The organism is Oryzicola mucosus (assembly GCF_014534685.1).
GTDB lineage: Bacteria > Pseudomonadota > Alphaproteobacteria > Rhizobiales > Rhizobiaceae > Oryzicola > Oryzicola mucosus.
The window spans coordinates 88,227-108,669 of the sequence record NZ_JACVVX010000008.1 but is presented as its reverse complement, the minus strand read 5'-3'; the positions used below and the strand labels follow the sequence as shown (position 1 = coordinate 108,669).

The following is a 20,443-nucleotide window of genomic DNA, read 5'->3' as shown; positions in this document are numbered from 1 at the left end:
ACGATGGAAGAAACCGGGTCGAGGCATCACTGTTTCTCACGCCCGAAGGCCCCGGCACTGCTACTATGACGACCGCAGCCGGACAATGACACGGCGGACCCGAATTAAGTCCTCAGCTTTTCAAGCACGCCATTGACATCAGAAAGATCGCCAACGACAAGATTTTGACGTCCCCCGACAGTGTAAATCAACGATGGTGTCACGAATATACGGCGGGTGAAGGCGGTTTTAGGCTCTTTCAACACGTCGACGATGAGCACCTTTGTTTTTACGTCGAGGCGCCTGACTACTTCATCAAGATTGGCGACGGCGCGGCGCGAATTGAGATTATCACCTGCGACATAGAGTTCCAGCGTAGATTTGTCGTCGGACGTATCCTGCCGATCATTCCAGGCCTCCCCCATTATGGCACCTCCTGCACGGCCTGCTGGATTGGTTCGCCAGCACTCCGCAGGCGCGACAGTTGAGACCGTCTTTCACGTTCCAGTTGGGTGATCATGGCCGCTTTTTGGGACAGTCGCTTCAACTCTTCGCGCTTTGCCTCCAACTCGTTGCTAAGGGATGTGACACGTCCTGAAAGTTCCTCGACAGATTGTTCAGCCTCCCTGTAATGGCGGGCCGCCTCCTCTTCCGCATCGCGGATGGCCTGCTCGTTGGCTCTTTCCTTCTGCCATCTCAGCGAACCCATGAGAACTTCGCCTTCCTCCGTATAGGTACGCGCTATCGTAAGACCGTTATCGTCGAGCAAAAGCTCTCCAACCTGATTTGAATGGGCAGTTCCGCGGGACTTGATAATGGTCAAGGCACGATTCCGCTCCCCACCGTGGATCACATAAGTCAAGTGAACCCAGGTGTCGCAAATCGTTGAGACGTAGGAACGCGAGGCTTCCGCCTCGAGCGCGTTGCGATCCAGAAGACTGGTCAGGATGACCGTAATACCTTCGCGCTTGCACAGCTGAATAATGCGGCGTACGGCATTCTGTGCGGGAGCTTCCTGGGTGAAAACGGATATCGGATCGATGAGGAGATGGCGAGCACGGTGCTGCCGGATCGCTGTCGCTATCTCATAAGCAAACTCATCCGGGCCTGCTGTTTGGTTGGCGATGCCGTGCAGATGGAGCAATCCTGATGCAATGTGCGGCGTGAGGTCAATCCCGACAGAGGAGACGTTTCGGACGATCTCGTTAGGCCGCTCGTCGAAACAAATGCCAAGTGCACGCTCCCCACGCTGGCACATAGCGTTTAAAAAAGCCAAGCCTAGTGTCGTTTTCGCTGTACCTGGTGCGCCCGATATCAGCGTGCTCGTGCCGCGGAAAAGTCCACCGCCGAGCATTTCGTCCAACTGCGTAACGCCCATGGACAGGCGATCGTTCGAGACCTGCGCAGTATTCGGCCTGGAGTCGACGCCTTCGACCTCCACCCCCTTGAATGTTACAATAAACGGCACTCGCGCCAAAGAATGTCCTGAACCACGGTATTTCTGAATCCATATGCTGCGTCGGGAAACGCTATCCTGTCCTTCACGTCTCATCTCCACCACGCAATCGGCCATATACAGCGCAATCTCTTCAAACCCACCGCTTGTAGCGGGGTTGGCCTTGAGAGTTAGAATCGCCGTGGTGCCAAGGCACTGAATATGGTTTTGAAGGCGCAACAACTCCAAGCGTTGGGATGAAGATGAACTCAACAGAGTCATGAGTGTGTCGATCCCGTCGAAGACCACGCAAGCCGGGCGATCAGGCGCCGCTGCGCCCTCGACCATTGCAAGCAATCCGGAGATGTCGAAGGCGCCGCTGAACAGGACATCCGCTCGCGGTCGCCCGTCGATCACGATCAAACGACCCTGCTCGATAAGTTCTGCCGCGTTCCAGTCGAAGGAAGCGAGGTCTGCCGTCAGGCTCGCGGTCGACTGCTCGAATGACACCACAACGCCTACGCCGGGATTGGAGCGGAGACAATGGATCATGCTCTGCATGGCAAACACCGTCTTGCCGGCGCCAGCGGTTCCTACCACCGCTGAGACTTTTCCAACCGGCAGGCCTCCTTCCGACATGCAGTCGAAGCCATCTATGCCCGTCCTAAGCTTTCTGTCGTAAGTTCCAGTACCAACAGGCTCGACCATTACACCTCCATGTGCTGCGGCGACGTCTCGGCCACACGTCGTGTTCGCTTTCGCGCCCAATCGGCAAGTTCCCCGGCTCGCATCGGGTGAGCATAAAGATAGCCTTGGCCCTTGTCGCACCAAATACTCTGTAGAAAATCCGCCTGCTGCCTTGTTTCGATCCCCTCGGCAACGATCTGATAGCCAAGACTTTTCCCGACGGCAACAACAGCACGCGCGATCGCCTCGGCTTCCGGTTTGCCCGGAACGTCCCGCACGAAGGATCGATCGATTTTGAGATAGTCGCTGGGAAGATCTCTGAGATAGGAAAGACTGGAATAGCCAGTCCCAAAATCATCGATCGCAATGTGTACGCCGCGCCTGCGTAACTCATCCAGAAGCCGAAATCCGCGCTCGTTATCCCGCACCATCGAGCTTTCGGTAATTTCAAGGATCAGCCGTTCCGTTGCAAGGCCCGTCTTATGTTCGATCTGCTGCACCATGTCCGCGAATCCAGGGGCCGCCAATTGCAACGGGGAGACATTTACGGAGATCGCCACTCCTTTCAGCACGTCCTCATCCCAACTCGCCGCCTGCCTGCAGGCTTCTTCGAGCACCCAGGACCCAAGGGAGTTGATCAAGCCATGCGCTTCGGCGAGCGGAATAAACTCGTTCGGAGATACCAGCCCACGAATTGGATGCGACCACCGTACGAGGGCTTCCACACCAACAACCTCTTCGTCCGCGAGATTGACTTGCGGCTGATAGACGAGAAAAATCTCGCCCCGGCTCCTAGCTTTTTTGAGATCGGCGACTAGGGGGGGCTTTACGAATGCGTCATCCTTACGGCGAAGTACCGCTCTGTCCAGTCGGTGAGTGGCATTCAGCAACACCAAAACGATCGCGAGCACGGCGACGCTGGTCTCTACAGCCAGTATCCTCGCCTCCTGGTCGAAACCCGATCTCGTAGCAATAAATCCCAAGGCGAAGCACACCCCCACCAAAAGCAAAACCTGGCGACGAGCTTCTCGACCTCCCGATCCTGCCGCAAGCAGACTGCGAAGGGGGCCTCGGTGCGCAGTGCGGCCGAGGACCGCACCGACACAGAGCGTACCCATGCCGAGCGTCATCCCCGAAAAAAGGCCACGGAAATCATCCACTCCATATACATATCCGACTATAGCGAACAACGGCGGATAGGCGGCGGCCACCGCCATGACCTGAGATAGAACCGGAAGCCGACAGCGCACAAGACAGAGGCCAACAGCGAGCAAAACGATCATAATCGATGCCCCCAACCCCATCGATATGGGTTGACCAGCGGCGGCTCCCATTGCCAAGGTATCGCCAAACGGCGACCAGGCTTGGAAGGCGTCGTCTTGCCCGGTCGCCATCGTCAACATCCGGACCGCGGCGAGAGTCCCTGCCAGAAACGCCAATGCCGCGCTTGGATTACTTGCCTGAGTGGGACGGGTCAAAAGCGCGGAAAGCCCCAACAAAATGAAGCACACCGCGGTTAAAGGGTGCGTTGCCGGGCCACCCGGAAAAGGGCGCCACAAGCGCTCCCATCCCAGAACATATCCAACAACAACAGCCATGCCGAGAACAACAGCCGCCAGCGCCATTCTCGGAGCCCGTAGCATAAACCCACGCATATAGGGCGCCGTTGACAATGGTTCGCCTCCGGTCTGCTCCAGCACTGTTACCCCCATACGTAATGAGTACATTCGATAGCTGCCAAATAGCAATCGTTAGATGCCAAGATGTAATATTCGATTATTGATTTGATGAAGCGAAGTTATCTGGTGATTCTCTTGAGCCATTGCGGATGGCGACCATTGAGCTTCCCAAGTCCATTATTCGCAGAGGGAGATTGGACTGAAGCGCGCAGCGCCATGCGCACCTCCACGTCCTGATCACCACTTTCGCGCACCGATTTCAAATTGGAGGCCAGTGCTGAAGTGCGCTTTCGTGTCTGCTCGGAGGCGTGGATTTCAGGATCAAAAAGCAGGAACATACATATCGGTCTTTACAACTATCAAACTTAGCATCTAAGTTTCTGAGCGACTCGGCTTCCGCGGATAGGCAACTTCCAAGTGGGAGACCTGAAATTGTACGCGCATTCCCTCGGAGACCTTACATGCTCGACACCTATAAAACTTTTGCCGCCGACTGCTTTGCTGGCCGTACGGTGCTGATAACCGGCGCCGCAAGCGGCATGGGGCTGGAAACCGCGAGGGCCTTCGCCTCAAAGGGTGCCGAGGTGGTGATGGCCGATCGGGACGAAACGGGATTGGACCGCTACGGCGGCGAGTTGCGGGAAAGTGGCGCAAAAGTGCACACGGTCGCTGTCGACGTCAGCAACCCGGAAAGCATCGACGCGATGTTCTCCTATTGCGATGCCAACCTTCGTCATCTCGACAATCTCGTAACATGCGCGGCCATCATTACGGCAAAGCGCATTTTTGAGCAGGATTGGGCGCATTGGCAGCGTGTCCATGGCGTCAACCTGCTGGGCACCTTCTTCACGGTTCAGGGCGCTGCCAAGCGCATGGTCGAGAATTCCTCAGGCGGCAACATCGTCTGCGTGGCATCGGATGCAGGCGTGCATGGCGGTGGCGGGCTGATCGCCGATACCGCTTATGCGGCATCCAAGGCCGGCACGCTGTCGATCGTAAAATCGGTAGCGCGCGAACTGGCTGGCAGGAAAGTGCGTATCAATGCGCTCAATCCCGGCCCGACCGACTCGCCAATGCACTCGCATATCGAACAGTCGCTGAAGGACCGCATCGCCGGCAATCTGCCGATGCGCCGCATGGGCAGGCCCGACGACATGGCCGCCTCCATCCTGTTCCTGTGTTCCGATGCGGCCAGCTTCGTCTACGGGGCAGCGCTCGACACGGACGGCGGATCGATGTTCCGGTAGTTCTGAGACGATCTTTCATGATCGTTCGAAACCGAACGGTCCTGAGATATTGAAACCTGAGCGCTGAACAGCGTTCAGGCCTTCAGATGCAACGTCACCAGGACGGTGCATTCCGCACCGTTGTCGAAATGTGTGGCGACGCGCAGCCAGTTGCCAAAGTGGGAAAGCCGCGCGACGGCAATCCCATCCTTCTTGTCGGGCATGGCCAGTTCCGTGCCCTCCCGCACCCAGCGCATGCCGTCGGGAGAGATTTCGACCCAAGCGGTCGGCGCCCGGCCTAAAGGCTGCTTGAGGGCGCGTACGAAGAAAATGGCTTCACGCGCCCAGCCGGCCTCATAGGGTTCACTCGCGGCCTCGCCGCTCCAACGTTCATTCCGCGCGACGATGGCGGTGATGTTTTCGGGCAGCATCAGAAATCCCCCGAAATGCATATTGAGTCGATATAGAGAAAGGCCCGCTTGGCCACATCCGTCTCGGCAAACAGGCAAAAATTGAGCATGCACCACAGGTTCTTCATCGCCGGGATGCGGATAGACTCGAAACCCGAAACGTCGAAGCTACGGTCGTTGCACTGCAGGCCCAACGCGGTCATAGTTTCAAGGTCATAGTCGAAACGCAGATAGCTCCAGTTCACCTTGGTCGGGATTTCATTGTAGCACAGCCGTTGCTCGCCGTCCGGCAGGTCGAGCCAGCCTTCCGGGGCAAGATGATAATGGCTGAGTGTCTTTTCTTCACTGCCAATAGGCGTGAAATGCGTGGTCTCGCGCTTGTATTGCCATTTCTGGAGGTGCTGACCATTCAGAGCGTTGAGAAACCGCAAATGCGGCATGACGCGTTCGGTGTCTCCATCGCGGTCGCCGCCCTGCAGATCGAACAGGAAACCTATGGAGCGCACGTCGGTCTCAGATAGTTTCAGCTCGCTTGCCTCCGGCTTGAAGGTGAAGAACAGTTCGAACCGGATCGGCCCTCGTTTACGAAACGTGTGGCGCTTGATCGCCACGTTCTGCGCACCGGGCTTCGGACGGGTGGCAATCTTCAGCGCATAGGATGAATCCAGGCCGCCATGCGAGCCGGCGTCCCAATGCCCCAGCGTCGACAACATGGCGCTGGAGTGCTGCGCGTAGCCGGGCAGCATAGTGTCGAGGTCATCTTCATAGTTGCCGACGAGTTGCGACCAACCACAGTGACCGCGCGAGAAATCGTCGAACGACACAATACGCGGCAGCGGGTCAAAACGGCTGAGGCTAGGGTCGGCCCGTAACTGAGCCAGGCGCATGGCCTCGCTCATCTCGGCGAAGGAAAGGGCTGTCGATATCGTCATGGAATGTCTGACCTCATTGTATGCGGAGCCGCCGCACGGCGTCCCAGTCAATTTCTATGCCAAGGCCTGGGCCGGTAGGAACGTCCAGCGTACCGTTTTTCTGACGGACGCAGCCCGGCGCCAGATCGGCGAGATCGCGCTTGAACGGGCTCATGTCGCATTCGCACTCCATGACCCGGAAATTCGGCAGGGCGGCAGCCAGATGAACGCTCGCTGTTTCGCAGAGGATGCCGGACATGCCGATATGCGGCGCGTAAGAGACGCCGTGGACGCCCGCATAGTCTGCCATCCGCCTTGTCTCCGAAATACCGCCGGCGCGGGCGACATCGGGTTGCAGAATGGACAATGTCCGGTTCGCTACCAGCCGCTGGGCTTGGTCGGTAGTAAAATTGCTTTCGCCGGCAGCGAGCGGAACGTCGCACCGCTTGCGAAGCTCTTCATAGCCCTGCTCGTTCTCCGGCGGCAGCGGTTCTTCGAACCAGAAATAGCCGTTGGCCGCAAGGGCCCGTCCGACCTCGACCGCTTCGTCCAGCGTGTAGGCCCAGTTGGCATCGACACAGAGGTCGATGTCGTCTCCGGCGCGTTTGCGCAGCCGCTCGATGCGGCGGCAAGCGTCTCTGACTGGATTTGACATCTTGACTTTGATGCGGGGAAATCCTTCGCCGATGTAGCGTTCGAGCTCGCGGTCCGCCTCGGCATCGTCGACCCAGTTCACGGCCGCGGCATAGACATCGATCCTGTCCCTACCGGTGCCTCCCAGCAGCTTGGCGATCGGCTGACCGGTGGCCTTGCCGAGAATATCCCACAATGCAATATCGACGCCGGCAATCGCCTCGATCAGCATGCCTCCCGCGCGGCCTGAAAGAGACCTGCGCATCGACTGCCATAACCCGCCGATGTTGCGCGCATCCTGGCCCACGAGCCTCGGCTTTAGCGATGTCTCGATCAGCTCGACATAGGCCCTGGGCGAGAATCGCGCGAGCGTTTCCCCGACGCCGATGATGCCCGCATCCGTCCGGATTTCGACCAGCACGATCGACACCTGGCTGTAGACGCCCCAGGACGTGACGGTGGGCTTTGGCAACGTCTGGCTGAGCGGATGGGCAAGGACATCAACAATGCGAATTGCATCGGAGACTTGAGGATTCTCAGCATCCATTGGCTTGAAGGTTCCTCCCTTTTGCCGTCGTTAGAGAAAGCAGTTCTAGCGAGCAACAATCTTCTTGGCAACTGACAAACTTAGTTGCTAAGTTGGAATTCGCTGTGCTAGCGTTAGTGTCAGCGAGGATGGGAATGACCGAGAAGACCCCAATGAAATCGATTTTCGATGCCAAGCTGGCGAGCCCGTCCCGACTGGCCGACGGCGTGTCCGACGCGATAGCGGCAGCCCTTTTTGACGGGCGCATCTCTCCCGGCGAACCCCTTCCTCCCGAAGGCGTGATTGCACGGGAGTTCGGCGTTTCCAAACCCATCGCCCGCGAAGCGTTGCGCCAGCTTACGGCCGCAGGCCTGATCTTCACCCAGCAGGGCAAGGTTGCTCGCGCCAAGGCGCTCAGCGGCGAACCCATGGAGCGGATCTATGGCTACGCCGTCCGGTCGAGCCTGAAGCGTCTGCAGGAAGCCAATGAAATGCGCCGGGTGATCGAGGCGGGCATTGCCCGGCTGGCGGCGGAACGTCGTGCCCCCGAGGGCCTGAAAGCCATGAAGCAAGGGCTTGAGGATATGCATACTTCCCTGCGCGACCCGTCCGGCTTCACGGAAGCCGATATCCTGTTCCACCTGGGGCTCGCCATGGCGACCGGCAATGCGATGATCCGCGTGCAGATGGAAGGCATGCGCTCTGTCCAGCGTGAGGTTTCCGAACTGTTTTCACGCCGCGCCAACCGGACCGATGCAGACTGGCGCGCGACCATCGAGCGGCACCGGTCAATCTACGATGCGATTATGGCAGGCGATACAGACCTTGCCGAAGATCGGATCAGAGCCCACTTCGATGCCGCCGATATCGCCTCGCTCGAAGTGGCCGACAAGCTGGCGGGCGGAGAGGCATGACCCCCCGGAAGTTCTCCCTGGAGGGCAAGCGCGCCGTGGTTACCGGTGCGAGCTCCGGCATCGGCCGGGCCGTCGCCATAAGCCTAGCCGAACAGGGGGCATCCGTTGTGCTGCATCATTTCGGGGACGCGGAAGGCGCGGCTAAGACGGCACTGGAAATCGGCTCCGAAACACCGGTTCTGGAGGCGGATTTCACCAGCACGGATGCGGCGACTGCGTTTGCCGAAACGGTTCTGACGCGCCACGGTCCGATCGACATCGTCATCGCCAATGCTGGCATTGAGCGCCGCCATGCTTGGGAGAATGCCGACCCAGCCCATATCGAAGCCCATGTAGCAGCAAATTTCACGTCACTGATGACACTCGTTCGAACGCTTGTTCCGCCCATGGCCGAGCGTGGCTGGGGCCGTGTCATCGCTACGGGTAGCATCATGGCAGCGCGGCCACGCGCCGAGAATGTGGTCTACGCCTCGTTAAAAGCGGCGCAGGCAACGGCGATCCGCGCCATAGCGAGGGAAGTTGGTCACTGTGGCGTCACACTGAACATCGTCTCACCGGGCGCTATCGAAACCGAGGCAACGGCCGAGCGCTATAAGGATCCGGCGTTCCGACGCGCCGTTGCAGCGAAAATTCCGGTCGGAAGACAGGGGCAACCGGACGATCTCGTCGGAGCCTTCGTGTTCTTATGCAGCAATGCCGCCAGCTACATCACAGGCGCGAATATCCCGGTCGACGGAGGTTGGTCGATTGGTGATGCGCCTGGCGCCTTACCTGGAGAGAACGGATAGAGCGGTCGCCGCCGCCGCTAGGGAAGAGTGAATATTCATTGAATGAATCGGGGCCGGAAACCCCAGCGACCAAAACGGGAGGAAACCATGAAGGCCGCATTAGCAGGTATTGCAGTATCCGCATTGGCATTGTGCGCCCTGTCTTCACAGGCGCTCAGCCAGGAGCTTCGCATGACCGTATGGACCGGCAGTGAAGCGCATCTGAAAATGCTCAACGGCATTGCCGAGAGCTTTAAGACAAAGCATCCCGATGTAACGGTCAAATTCGAGACCGTACCTGTCAATGACTATACCCAGAAACTCACCTTCCAGGTAGCCGGCGGTAACGCGCCGGATATAGCCTGGATGATGGAGGACGCAGCGCCGGCGTTCGAGAATGCGGGGTTGCTGATGGATATCGGGCCAACGCTGAAGGCAGCCCAAGGATATGACTTCGCTGATTTTTCGCAGCCAGCCATGGCGCTCTGGCAGAAAGGTGAGACGGTCTATGGCGTGCCATTTTCCACGTCGCCTTTCATGATCTACTACAACAAGGACATGTTCGATAAGGCTGGTCTGGAAGACCCATTGGCTCTGGCCGCTAAAGGCGAATGGACGATGGACAAATTCCAGGAGGTCTCCAAGGAACTTAAAGAAGCAAATCCCGGCAAGTGGGGCTTCGAGTTCAAAGATGGCGAAGGTTACGCCTCGCGCATGACGCATGCCTTCCTGCCGCCGATCCGCGCTTATGGTGGCGACATCTGGTCGAATGGCGAATGCGGCTTCGACAAGCCGGAAGCTGTAAAAGCGATCAAACAGCTCCATGACATGGTGTTCAAGGATAAGTCGATCGTGCCGCCCGGAGAACAGGGAGACTACTTCTCCGGCAACTCAGCCATGACGGTCAACCAGATCTCACGCGCTTCGAAAATGGCGGAAGCCGGTTTCAAATGGGGTATCGCTCCGCTCCCATCAGGCCCTGGCGGCGAAGCGCCGGTGATCGGCCAGGCTGGGCTCGTCGTCTTCGACGCCGGAAAGAACAAGGAGATTGCCGCCGAGTTCATCGCCCACATGACCGACAAGGAAAACGTCGCCACCATGGCGCAATTCTTCCCGCCGGCACGCAAGAGCGTTCTGGAAAGCGATGCCTTCATCAACGGCAACAAACTGGTTCCAGCCGAAATGATGAAGGGCGTTGCGGATGCCATCGCCAACGGTCGCGTGCATCCCGCACATGAGAAAGCGCCACAGATCCTCGCCGCCATGGCGCCACGCGTCGATGCGCTGTGGAAGGCCGATGCCGATGTTGATGCTGCGATCAAGAGCATCTGCGCAGCAATCCAGCCCCAGCTCTAAGTCCGGCAAACGATGACCGACGCTGTTCGACATACAAACACGGCGCGCGAAAAAACCGCGCCGTGGCTGACCCTGAAGACGAGGGAAATGATGGAAGCGTGGCTGTTCGTCAGCCCGTCCGCCGTCGGCTTTCTCATCTTCTTCCTCGGGCCTCTGTGCGCGGTCGTCTATTTTTCCATGACCGAATGGAACCTGCTGACCCAGCAGGCGGCATTCGTTGGTTTGGCCAATTTCGAGGACGCGTTGCTGGAAAATCCAGACTTCTGGCATGTGGTCCGCAATTCGGTGATTTTCGCTCTAGGCCTCGTCCCCTTGAACATGGCGCTTGCGCTGACGCTTGCCCTTGCCCTGTCGCGGCCTTTCTTCGGTGTGGTGTTCTTCCGCACGGTGTTCTTCGCCCCAGTCGTCACGTCGGCGATTGCCTGGGCCATCGTCTGGAAGTTCCTGCTGCAGGGCGAGGGCGGATTCATCAACCAGATGCTAGCCATAGTCGGCATCAGCGGGCCGAACTGGCTGCGTGAACCGAACTGGGCCATGGCCGCCGTCATCGTCACACGCGTCATCAAGATGGTGGGGTTGAACATGATCCTCTACATTGCCGCTTTGCAGGCGATTCCGCGCGACTATGAGGCTGCCGCGCGGCTTGAAGGCGCTTCGCGCTGGCAGATCTTCCGTATGATCATCTGGCCGCTTTTGGCGCCGACCACACTCATCATCATGGTCATCACCACCATCGGCTCGTTCAAGGTGTTCGACCACATCTACCAGATGACAGGAGGCGGCCCCGAAAACGGCACCTTGGTGCTCGCATTCTATATTTATCAGCAGGGCTTCAAGTTCTTCAACATTGGCTATGCCTCGGCGCTGGCGATGATCATGTTCGTCATCGTGATGATGCTGACCATCGTTCAAGTCATGCTGCGGCGAAAGGGGGCGGAGTGACCCAGCGCCAGACACAAATCCTTTACCGCACCTGCTGGACCATCGCCCTTCTGATCGTGGCCATTCCGTTCATGTTTCCGTTTGTCTGGATGGTTTCGGCCGGCTTCAAAAGCACAACTGAAATCTTTGGGGCCCCGACGCTCATTCCGCGGGTCTGGCGGTGGCAGAATTTCATCGAGGTTTTCACCTACCAGCCATTCGCGCGGCAATATTTCAACTCGCTCTACATCGCCATCCTGGTCACGGTTCTGACGTTGATCATCTCGTCGCTTGCAGGATATGCGCTGGCGCGGATGCGCTTTGCCGGCGCGGGCCTGCTGATGCTATTCCTGATCTCGGCGCTGATGGTGCCGGAGGAGGTGACCATCATCCCGAACTTTTTCCTCATCCGCTCGATGGGGCTGGTCGATACACATTGGCCGCTGATCCTGCTGCCGACCTTCGGGCCGCAAGGCGTGATGGCCACCTTTCTGATGCGGCAATATTTCCTCGCCCTACCCAAGGAGCTTGAGGACGCAGGCAAGATGGACGGCCTTTCCCGCTTCGGGGTGTGGTGGCGCATTGCCTTGCCGATGTCGCGGCCCGCGCTTGCGGCGGTCGCCATCATCACCTTCCTGTCGTCGTGGAACTTGTTCCTTGAGCCGTTGATCTTCCTCAGCTCTCTGGAAATGTTCACGCTGCCGCTGGCGCTGTCTAACTTCAACGACAGCTATGGATTGCCGCTTTGGAACCTGCAGCTTGCCGCAACGACACTGGCGGTGGTGCCGATCCTGATCGTCTATCTGATCGCCCAGCGGCAGATCATCGAAAGTTTCGCGCTCTCCGGCGTGAAAGGGTGAGAAAGCATCTGACATGACCAATGTTCTCCTCAAGGGAATCGAGAAGCGTTTCGGCAGCGTTGAAGTCATTCGCGGCGTGGACCTCCAGATTGACGACGGCGAGTTCGTTGTCTTCGTCGGTCCTTCCGGCTGCGGAAAATCTACCCTCCTGCGGTTGATCTCGGGTCTCGAACACATAAGCGCCGGCGACATCCTAATCGGCGACCGCCTTGTCAACGAGGTCCAGCCCGCCCAACGCGGCGTGGCGATGGTGTTTCAGTCCTACGCATTGTATCCCCATCTGACGGTCCGGGATAATATGGGCTTCGGCCTGAAAGTGCGCAAAATGCCCGCCGACGAGCGTCAGAAGCGCGTTGCAGAAGCCGCCGCAACACTGAAGCTTGATACGTTGCTCGACCGCTATCCTCGCGAGCTTTCGGGTGGCCAGCGCCAGCGTGTCGCTATCGGCCGCGCCATTGTCGGCCATCCCGATGTCTTCCTGTTCGACGAACCCCTGTCCAATCTCGATGCCGAATTGCGCGTACACATGCGCTCGGAAATTGCGGCCCTGCACAAGCGGCTGGCGACCACAATGATTTATGTCACACACGACCAAATCGAGGCCATGACACTCGCCGACAAGATCGTCGTTCTTCGCGACGGCCGCGTCGAGCAGGTGGGGTCGCCGCGCACTCTCTACGAAAATCCGGCCAACATCTTCGTCGCCCAGTTCATCGGCAGCCCGAAGATGAACGTGCTGCCGGCCGATGCCGCGCCACTGCTTGCCGCACTGCCGGCAACTCTTTCGCCGGCCGAGAGCGTCGGTGTCCGGCCAGAGCATCTGATGGTGGTGAAACCGGGCGAGGGTATTTTACGTGGTAAGGTAACGTTAGCCGAATATACTGGCGCTGTAACGCTGCTGCATGTCGCACTGGCAGACGGACACACTTGCCTAGCCATCTACGACAAACAAGAAATGCCCGAAGTCGGCGCTGAGATCGGCCTTAAAGCCGATGCGAGGGACCTGCATTTTTTCGATTCGCATGGTCAAGCCACCAAGCTTCGCTCCAACTAAGGTCACCACTTACGTTTTCTGGGCAGCCCATGCTTCCCAGATCTCAGAACTCCAACGGCTCAACCCCGCACCTGGTTGAACTGCCGGGCAGCCTCCGCCTGCTGCACGTCAATGGTGCAGAGCAGTTCGCCGCTTTCATCGAGCACACGCACGAGCCAGCCGGTCAAATCATCCGTGCCCGGCTCAAGGTCGACAAGCAGATCGACTGCACAGCGAATGGCCTCGGACCGCGCGGCCTCGAAACTCGGCATGTTGGACGGCGGAATCTGACGACTGCCGTCGCCGTCACGGTATTCGAAAATATAGACCCCGCCGCCGTCGGTACTTGCGTTGGTGACGGCAACCTCGTCGAAATTGCCGTTGCTTCGGGCGTCATAGTCGTTGACGGCAAGGGCGAAAGTGGCCGTTTTCAGCAGTATTTCCCGTGCCCGTTCGACCGCGGCCTCCTCGCCCCCGGTTTGGGGGTCGGCCATGTCGACGGTAACGCAATTGCCACCTTCTCCGCAAAACAATACCCGGAGAACGGGCTCTCCCGTCGCCGCCGTTACCCGCGAGATATCGGTTCGCACAATCTGCATGAGAACTTTTCCTTGGTCTGCTCGAACTTACTTTTGGAGCGCAAGACTGTTGTTGATCGCGAGTTGTCTCGGACTTGCGACGACGTCCTCATCTTTCTCGCCGTGCGCGAACATCTTGTGAGAAGCCAAACGTGAGATCACGTTCAATGCTGAATTATGCCTTAAGTTCCTTGCTCAGATGTTGTTACGCATCTTCGTTCAGGGACGCCTCCAAAGCCCAGCCCATTTGCATTTTCAATCCTTCAGCGTGGTCCGCCGACCAGTGGAACCTCGTCGCCTGCGCACAGTTCTGTGTAGAATGAACCGAAGGACTACATTTATGGCAACCGCACCACATGGAGCTGAGATGATCGCCCGGCTTGCCCTTGAAAATGGCGTTTCTAAAGAAGCCGTGACGACAGTTCTGGAGGCTTTGCGCAGCAGTGGCGGAACCATGGCGCAGTTCAGCCATGCTGACTTCGGCGGGATGTCACAATGGTCGGCCGGCATGACGATGGTCGGCGATATGTTCAACGACAGCCTCAAAGCAAGGCTGAACGCAATAGCCGAAGAATTGTCACGCTATCTGCGCGACCAGCCGGTCGCGGCGCATGCCGATGACACCACCGTCAGCTATCGTTCGTCCACCGCGTCCCATTCCGGCTCATGGTGGCCGCAGGAACTCGGCAGTCCTTCCTCGGTCGGATCCCAGAACGATATGCGCTACGCCGTTTTTCCAGAAAAACGCCGCCTCGTCATCGACGATCACGGCCGGACGAAAATTTACGATACCGGTAAGCACGCGATCTCCGGTGTTTCCCAAAGCCAAAGCACGGATTCAACTCTCACCTTCGTCGGCCAGCATGGCGTGGTTCGGGTTTCGGACCTCACGCGCGCAGACGATTAGTGATCGCCATGCTCCTCGGATGCCGCGATTGAGACCTTAAGGAGTAGAAAAACGATGGTGGAAAAGCGCGACAGAGTAAAACGAACCGCAAGCAGCGATGCCATCGGCTCAAGCCACCTTCGCAACGCCGAGACCTTCCATTTCAAGGATGATGGAGTGACCCCCAATCATCCGCATTGGCCGCTTATCATCTACCGCAGCCCTGTGAGGCTATCCGCGGGCCTCGACCCGGCGACCATTTTCGAGGAACTGTTCGCCCGGAATGGGTGGGGCGGTTCATGGCGAAACGGCATATACGACTATGTACATTATCATTCCGGCATTCACGAGGTTCTGGGGATCGCACGTGGCTCGGGCGTAGTGCAACTGGGAGGCAGACAGGGCCGAATACTAACTTTTGAGGCTGGAGACGTCGCCATCTTGCCCGCAGGCACCGGGCACCAGCGCCTGGAGGCCAGCAATGACTTTCTGGTCGTCGGCGCCTATCCGCCGGAGGGAGCCTACGACGAATGCACCAGCCGTGAGGATCACGCCCGTGCGGTGAGGTCGATACAACAGGCCAAAAAGCCGGCAACGGATCCGGTCTACGGAGCAAATGGGCCGCTGATCGACCTTTGGGTACCAGAGCCGCAAAGCGCGTAGAAAAGGCCGCAGCGCAGCACAGGCATACCCATGACCGATGAGACTACCGAGCGAAAACCACTTGGACCCGAGGAGCGCCGCGAACGACGCAGGCTGCGAAGGGAAAAGCAGCGTGCGGACAATTACGCCCGCGCCGAGAAGATGCATATCGCTCGCTTGGCGGCACCAGATTCCGACCCTCAACATACATCGTCCCGGCCGGAGCAATCTGCTTATGTCGGCTGCTCAGGCTGGTTTTATTGGAAATGGCGAGGGAAATTTTATCCCGAGCAAATGGCCACAGGTGAGTGGTTTCGCCACTACGCCGATCAATTCGACACTGTCGAGATCAACGCTTCGTTCTACTCATGGCCGACAGTGGCCAATGTGAAAAGCTGGCTTCGGCAACCCGGAGACCGTCAATTTGTCTACACTATTAAGGTCTGCGAGCTGATCACCCACATTAAGAAATTTGAAGACACAGAAACGTTGGTCAAGGATTTTGGCATGATTGCCGATATCCTTGGTGAGCGTATGGGATGCTTTCTGTTTCAGCTGCCGCCGAGTTACCGTTTTTCTGAAGAAAGGCTGACTGCAATTCTAAGCCAACTCGACCCGGCGCGGCGCAACGTCGTCGAATTTCGCCATGCCAGTTGGTGGAACGACACGGTCTATGCGGCTTTTCAAAAGACAGGCACCATCTTTTGCTCCTGCAGTGGCCCTCGCCTCCCGGATGTTCTGGTGCGCACGTCCGACGATATCTATCTGCGCTTGCACGGCCCGGAGCGCTGGTACCGGCACGATTATTCCGAGAACGAACTCGCTCAATGGGCCGATAAAATCCGAAGCAGCGGTGCAAAAAGGGCTTGGGTTTATTTCAACAACGACTACGAGGGCTTTGCGCCCAAAAACGCTCTGACGATGCGCCGTCTGCTCGCCGATCGAACAGCCGGGTCGCTGCTGCCTGCTGCCGCTCCTGGCACAGAAGCGTTGGATGCGTAGGTGCTGAGACCTGTGTCGGCGGCTGGATAGGAGGATCGGATTGGATGCACGGGAAAATCTCAAAACTTCGGAGCCGTTGACGGCGACGTGGCCGCTTAGCCCGTCTGCAACGCTCGGCTCTTCGGTGCGAGGAAAAGGTATCGAACGCGAAATTCGCGCCAAGCTGCCTTTGGCGGCGAGAAAGTGCGTCACGGTGGAGGCTGGAAACCTCGTATTACTGATGCCCGAAACCGAATCCGATGCATTCGAAACGGCTTCGCTGACAATCTTCAAGTCTCTGGAAGGGATCGATGAATTGCCTGTAATTCCGCGCGAGGTAGAAGACATTCTGACGATTTCTTCTCGCGAGCGGCACAAATGGATCAAGGATGGCCGCCTGCGAAGCATCGGAACCCGCACCGTAAAGTTGCGCGGGCGATCCAAGGCCGTCACCTTTCACGTCTTCGATCCTCGGCATATCGAGGATATATTGGATAGTGATTTCCCCTCCGTCTGGAGAGAACAGGACGCTTTGGACGCCGCTGAAAATAGACGACGTGCGGCGGGGAAGGCCGCGAGAACCCGCGCGTCGAAAGCTCAAAGCAAAGAGAAATTACCCCGGCAGCAAGACTTGGACGGCTGGGATGCGTTCGATGACGAGGGGCTGCTGCGCTGAGCCGTGTCAGCCACCCCTCGCCGACCTACTTGCTTTTTTCGCGGCGAGACTTCTTCTCATCGGGATGTGTCTCGAAAGTCGCATCCTCGTCGCCTGTAATCACCCGAGGCTCGGCGCTGGATACACCGCTGTTATCGGCCCCTTCATGGCTTTTAACATATTGCGGCTTGGCATCGTCGTGAATCTTGTCAGCATCCGATTTCGATTTCATGGCTTCATCACCACCTTTATGCACCCATCTTCTTTGTCACGGAAAGACTTGTAGAGATCTGGTCCGTCCTCGAGCGAAGCGTGATGCGTTATGACAAAAGAAGGGTCGATATCTCCATCGACGACTTTTTGGAGCAGCGGCTCAAGGTAACGGTGGGTGTGGGTCTGTCCCATTTTGAAGGTCAGGCCCTTGTTCATTGCCGCGCCGAACGGAATGTGGTCCAGCATGCCGATATAAACACCGGGAACAGAGATCGTTCCGCCCTTCCGGCAGGAAAAGATGGCCTCCCTCAACACATGAGGGCGATCGGTGCCGATATGCAATGCTGCCTTGGCCTTGTCCAGTATGGCGTCCGCGCTGGCGCCGGCGTCCGACTCCGTGCCGACACAGTCGATGCAGCGGTCAGGCCCGCGACCGCCGGTCATTTCCATCAGAGCGTCATAGACTTTCACATCGCTGAAATCGAGCGTTTCAGCCCGTCCATGCGTTCGCGCCATCTCGAGCCGTTCAGGAACCCTATCGATTGCAATGACGCGGCCCGCACCCATCATCCAGGCACTCTGGATTGCAAACTGGCCGACAGGGCCGCAGCCCCAGATCGCCACCGTATCGCCGTCTTCGATTTCAGCATTTTCGGCGGCCATCCAGCCCGTCGGAAAGATGTCGGACAGAAACAGCACCTGATCGTCGGCCATGCCGTCAGGCACTTTGATCGGTCCAAAGTCGGCATAAGGCACACGCAGAAATTCGGCCTGTCCACCGGCATAGCCGCCAAGCATATGGGAGTAGCCAAGCAAACCGGATGGCGAATGTCCCATCACCTCGATGGCCTTCGAGGCGTTGCGATTTGAGCGGTCGCAGAGCGAGAACAGCTGTTTCTTGCAGAAGTAACATTCGCCGCAGGCGAGATTGAAGGGGACGACAACCCGGTCACCCACTTTGAATTTCGAATGTCCCTTTCCGACCTCGACAACTTCGCCCATGCTCTCATGGCCGAGAACATCGCCGGACTCCATTGTCGGCATATAGCCGTTCATCAGATGAAGATCAGAGCCGCAGATCGCGCAGGATGTCACTTTGATGATGATGTCGCTATCGTGTTCTATCGTGGGATCATCGACCGTATCGCAACGGATATCTCCCTTTCCGTGCCAGCATAGAGCTTTCATTGGCAAATGCCTTTGTTTTGAGGGTCAAGCTTGCAACTCTGAACATCGCGATACGGTCATCCGGCTCGTGGTTCAGTGGTGCTCCTGGAGCATCAACCTTCTGTGCACTGCATAGTTCCAACGCCAGGTCACGAACCTTAGCCTGGAGCGAATGCAGCGCTTGAGAATTTTACGAACGCGGAAATTGCCCCATCAACCTTGGTATTTCGTCCGCGATCTCACGAGCCAGAAATCCAAGCGGGCCTATCGTTTTTGCCAGTCCGGCGCCGGCCTCTCCATGCAGATAGACCGCCCAACAGCTTGCTTCTACCGGAGTTGCTCCGCGGGCAAGCAGTCCTGCAACGACACCGGCCAACACATCGCCAGACCCCGAAGTACCGAGGCCCACACCGCCACCCCTATAAAACCACATATTTCCGCCAGGGTCGGCAATAAAGGTCTCCGCTCCTTTCAGAATGACCACGGCATTTAAATCACGTGCTACGGTTTCTGCGATCTCCGCAGGTTTGCTCTCCACTGTCTCCCGATCTATCCCAAGCAAATTTGCCATCTCACCCGCATGGGGCGTGAGCACAGGTAGATGCTTTCCATTGAGGAAATGGCTGGCGGCAATCCCGTCAAGTGCGCCCGCATCAAACACAAAAGCAGTATCTTCCATGTCCGCCGCAAGTTGCTTCACCAATATCCGAGTGTCCTCGGTCTCCAACATTCCCGGCCCTATCAGGATTGTATCAGAGCCCTTAACCTTTGACGTCAAGAGAGCGCCGTTGCTACGGCACATCGCCCCCGTTTCGGTTTCCCGGAGCCCCGTGACGAGAGCTTCAGGCAGGGCTGTCGCAAAATACCCTGCCCGGCTTTCCACCGTCGCCATCTGCAGCTTCCCCGCGCCGGCGCGAAGCGCAGCGACGCATGCAAGCAGCACCGCGCCCGACAAATCGCGGCTCCCGCCTATGATGGCGACACGGCCCCGATTTTCCTTACTACCGCCATCCGGCCAAGGAAGCGGATGACGTTTGAGAAGCAATGCATCGATAGCTGTCGCGGGCTTCATCTGGCAGCCACATTGGCATCGGGTTCAGCTGTTACCGGCGCGCCACCTTGTCGAAGCGGGGCGATGAAATTGTACCGTTTGAGGACCATTCCCCCATCGGGCGGGATGGAACTGTCGAAGAGATATTCCGTTACGGCGCAGTTGGCGACTTCGCTTTCGCGATCAATTGCCAGGATTTCTTCTTCCGTAAGGTTTTCGATCAGGTAACGCATGCACATGACCACCACCTGATGTGCGACGATCAGAACGCTTTTCCCGCTGTGGTGCAGGCTGATCGTGTCCAAAGCACTGCGTAGACGAAGAATGACATCGCACCAGCTCTCGCCTGCGGGCGGTCGATGATAGAATTTACCCAGGATTCGCCTGAACTCTGACTGTTCAGGATGGATTTCGCGAATACCGCTGGTGGTAAGACGATCCAGAACACCGAATTCTTTTTCCCGCAGTCGCTCGTCTAAAATCGGCTTGATGGCCTTTTCTCTCAGCCCGCCATTGCGCGCGATGAAATCACCTGTTTGCACGGCTCTCCGATAGGGCGAGGTCAACAAAACCTCTGGACGATCCTTCGCCGGCATATCTGCAAACCAACAAGCGAGTGCTGCGGACTGCTCCTCGCCTCGTTGGCTGAGAGGAACGTCGACGTCACGCTCGCTGATGTCGATGCGGCTCAAGCCGGCGGAATGCGCCACATCGCGCGCGACGTTGCCGGCGCTTTCGCCGTGACGGACGATCCAGAGCTGCCGTGGCCAACGAGAACTTTGTTTCATAGGATGTTCAACTTCGATAACTGTGCTGTAGCATTACTGCTCGTCAGGGCCGAGGTTTAGTCTGCGGATGCATAGAGCAGAGCTATATCGCGGTGGTGAAGCGCGCAGTCTCCGTTCTCCGATTTCACCACCGCTCTGCGCGGCT

23 protein-coding genes are annotated in these 20,443 nt (G+C 57.9%); 11 read left to right on the top strand and 12 right to left on the bottom strand.

The genetic code is table 11. The features are described from left to right. Positions 1–104: 104 nt before the first annotated feature. The 4 genes from ICI42_RS20255 to ICI42_RS20240 form a co-directional block, all read right to left on the bottom strand. Complete coding sequence (locus ICI42_RS20255) at positions 105–404, bottom strand: circadian clock KaiB family protein (RefSeq protein WP_188166421.1); 300 nt, start codon at positions 402–404, stop codon at positions 105–107. Further along, positions 404–2,122, bottom strand: a complete 1,719-nt coding sequence (gene kaiC, locus ICI42_RS20250) for a circadian clock protein KaiC (RefSeq protein WP_188166420.1) — start codon at positions 2,120–2,122, stop codon at positions 404–406. Before kaiC ends, ICI42_RS20255 begins: the two co-directional genes overlap by 1 nt. Continuing rightward, the gene (locus tag ICI42_RS20245; RefSeq protein WP_188166419.1) at positions 2,122–3,726 is read right to left on the bottom strand and encodes a putative bifunctional diguanylate cyclase/phosphodiesterase; all 1,605 of its coding nucleotides are present in this window, start codon (positions 3,724–3,726) and stop codon (positions 2,122–2,124) included. Before ICI42_RS20245 ends, kaiC begins: the two co-directional genes overlap by 1 nt. Before the next feature lie 173 nt (positions 3,727–3,899). Then, positions 3,900–4,118, bottom strand: a complete 219-nt coding sequence (locus ICI42_RS20240; protein ID WP_188166418.1) for a hypothetical protein — start codon at positions 4,116–4,118, stop codon at positions 3,900–3,902. A gap of 123 nt (positions 4,119–4,241) precedes the next feature. Between ICI42_RS20240 and ICI42_RS20235 the strand changes: the two genes are divergently transcribed. Then, positions 4,242–5,027 (top strand): SDR family NAD(P)-dependent oxidoreductase, encoded by a 786-nt coding sequence (locus ICI42_RS20235; protein WP_188166417.1) that lies wholly within the window; start codon positions 4,242–4,244, stop codon positions 5,025–5,027. A 74-nt stretch (positions 5,028–5,101) separates the two neighbouring features. On the opposite strand, the gene ICI42_RS20230 is transcribed toward ICI42_RS20235, so the two are convergent. From ICI42_RS20230 to ICI42_RS20220, 3 genes are read right to left on the bottom strand one after another with little or no spacing between them, the layout of a single operon-like run. Beyond that, the gene (locus tag ICI42_RS20230) at positions 5,102–5,437 is read right to left on the bottom strand and encodes a hypothetical protein (protein WP_188166416.1); all 336 of its coding nucleotides are present in this window, start codon (positions 5,435–5,437) and stop codon (positions 5,102–5,104) included. Continuing rightward, positions 5,437–6,303 (bottom strand): DUF6772 family protein, encoded by an 867-nt coding sequence (locus ICI42_RS20225; RefSeq protein ID WP_188166482.1) that lies wholly within the window; start codon positions 6,301–6,303, stop codon positions 5,437–5,439. Before ICI42_RS20225 ends, ICI42_RS20230 begins: the two co-directional genes overlap by 1 nt. A 58-nt stretch (positions 6,304–6,361) precedes the next feature. Then, positions 6,362–7,507, bottom strand: coding sequence for a mandelate racemase/muconate lactonizing enzyme family protein (locus tag ICI42_RS20220; RefSeq protein WP_188166415.1), 1,146 nt, complete (start codon positions 7,505–7,507; stop codon positions 6,362–6,364). 152 nt (positions 7,508–7,659) lie between these two features. On the opposite strand from ICI42_RS20220, the gene ICI42_RS20215 reads away from it, so the two are divergent. From ICI42_RS20215 to ICI42_RS20190, 6 genes are all read left to right on the top strand, one after another. After that, the gene (locus ICI42_RS20215; protein WP_230980465.1) at positions 7,660–8,400 is read left to right on the top strand and encodes a FadR/GntR family transcriptional regulator; all 741 of its coding nucleotides are present in this window, start codon (positions 7,660–7,662) and stop codon (positions 8,398–8,400) included. After that, positions 8,397–9,188, top strand: coding sequence for an SDR family NAD(P)-dependent oxidoreductase (locus ICI42_RS20210; protein WP_188166413.1), 792 nt, complete (start codon positions 8,397–8,399; stop codon positions 9,186–9,188). The genes ICI42_RS20215 and ICI42_RS20210 overlap by 4 nt, the downstream gene beginning before the upstream one ends. 87 nt (positions 9,189–9,275) lie before the next feature. Further along, a complete protein-coding gene (locus ICI42_RS20205; protein WP_188166412.1) occupies positions 9,276–10,523 on the top strand; it encodes an ABC transporter substrate-binding protein in 1,248 nt (415 codons plus the stop codon). A gap of 12 nt (positions 10,524–10,535) precedes the next feature. Continuing rightward, on the top strand, positions 10,536–11,465 hold the full coding sequence (locus tag ICI42_RS20200; RefSeq protein ID WP_188166411.1) for a carbohydrate ABC transporter permease: 930 nt from the start codon (positions 10,536–10,538) through the stop codon (positions 11,463–11,465). Beyond that, complete coding sequence (locus ICI42_RS20195) at positions 11,462–12,304, top strand: carbohydrate ABC transporter permease (protein ID WP_188166410.1); 843 nt, start codon at positions 11,462–11,464, stop codon at positions 12,302–12,304. Before ICI42_RS20200 ends, ICI42_RS20195 begins: the two co-directional genes overlap by 4 nt. 13 nt (positions 12,305–12,317) lie before the next feature. Then, complete coding sequence (locus ICI42_RS20190; RefSeq protein WP_188166409.1) at positions 12,318–13,358, top strand: ABC transporter ATP-binding protein; 1,041 nt, start codon at positions 12,318–12,320, stop codon at positions 13,356–13,358. Between the two features lie 59 nt (positions 13,359–13,417). On the opposite strand, the gene ICI42_RS20185 is transcribed toward ICI42_RS20190, so the two are convergent. Next, a complete protein-coding gene (locus ICI42_RS20185) occupies positions 13,418–13,936 on the bottom strand; it encodes a DUF6894 family protein (protein WP_188166408.1) in 519 nt (172 codons plus the stop codon). Between the two features lie 346 nt (positions 13,937–14,282). Here ICI42_RS20185 and ICI42_RS20180 point away from each other — a divergent pair, with 346 nt between their 5' ends. Genes ICI42_RS20180 through ICI42_RS20165 form a run of 4 tightly spaced genes read left to right on the top strand, consistent with a single transcriptional unit; the run spans position 14,283 to position 17,100 of the window. After that, entirely contained in the window at positions 14,283–14,822 is a 540-nt protein-coding gene (locus tag ICI42_RS20180; protein WP_230980463.1) for a hypothetical protein, read from the top strand. Between the two features lie 54 nt (positions 14,823–14,876). Continuing rightward, entirely contained in the window at positions 14,877–15,464 is a 588-nt protein-coding gene (locus ICI42_RS20175) for a cupin (protein WP_210317398.1), read from the top strand. 30 nt (positions 15,465–15,494) lie between these two features. Continuing rightward, positions 15,495–16,445 carry a DUF72 domain-containing protein gene (locus ICI42_RS20170; RefSeq protein WP_188166406.1) on the top strand — a complete coding sequence of 317 codons (951 nt, stop codon included), beginning with the start codon at positions 15,495–15,497 and terminating at the stop codon, positions 16,443–16,445. A 40-nt stretch (positions 16,446–16,485) separates the two neighbouring features. After that, the gene (locus ICI42_RS20165) at positions 16,486–17,100 is read left to right on the top strand and encodes a hypothetical protein (protein ID WP_230980462.1); all 615 of its coding nucleotides are present in this window, start codon (positions 16,486–16,488) and stop codon (positions 17,098–17,100) included. A 25-nt stretch (positions 17,101–17,125) separates the two neighbouring features. On the opposite strand, the gene ICI42_RS20160 is transcribed toward ICI42_RS20165, so the two are convergent. From ICI42_RS20160 to ICI42_RS20145, 4 genes are all read right to left on the bottom strand, one after another. Next, positions 17,126–17,311 (bottom strand): hypothetical protein, encoded by a 186-nt coding sequence (locus ICI42_RS20160; protein ID WP_188166405.1) that lies wholly within the window; start codon positions 17,309–17,311, stop codon positions 17,126–17,128. Next, complete coding sequence (locus tag ICI42_RS20155; protein ID WP_188166404.1) at positions 17,308–18,480, bottom strand: zinc-dependent alcohol dehydrogenase; 1,173 nt, start codon at positions 18,478–18,480, stop codon at positions 17,308–17,310. The genes ICI42_RS20160 and ICI42_RS20155 overlap by 4 nt, the downstream gene beginning before the upstream one ends. Before the next feature lie 169 nt (positions 18,481–18,649). After that, complete coding sequence (locus tag ICI42_RS20150) at positions 18,650–19,531, bottom strand: NAD(P)H-hydrate dehydratase (protein ID WP_188166403.1); 882 nt, start codon at positions 19,529–19,531, stop codon at positions 18,650–18,652. Continuing rightward, positions 19,528–20,298 (bottom strand): histidine phosphatase family protein, encoded by a 771-nt coding sequence (locus ICI42_RS20145; RefSeq protein WP_188166402.1) that lies wholly within the window; start codon positions 20,296–20,298, stop codon positions 19,528–19,530. The genes ICI42_RS20150 and ICI42_RS20145 overlap by 4 nt, the downstream gene beginning before the upstream one ends. Positions 20,299–20,443: the final 145 nt, after the last annotated feature.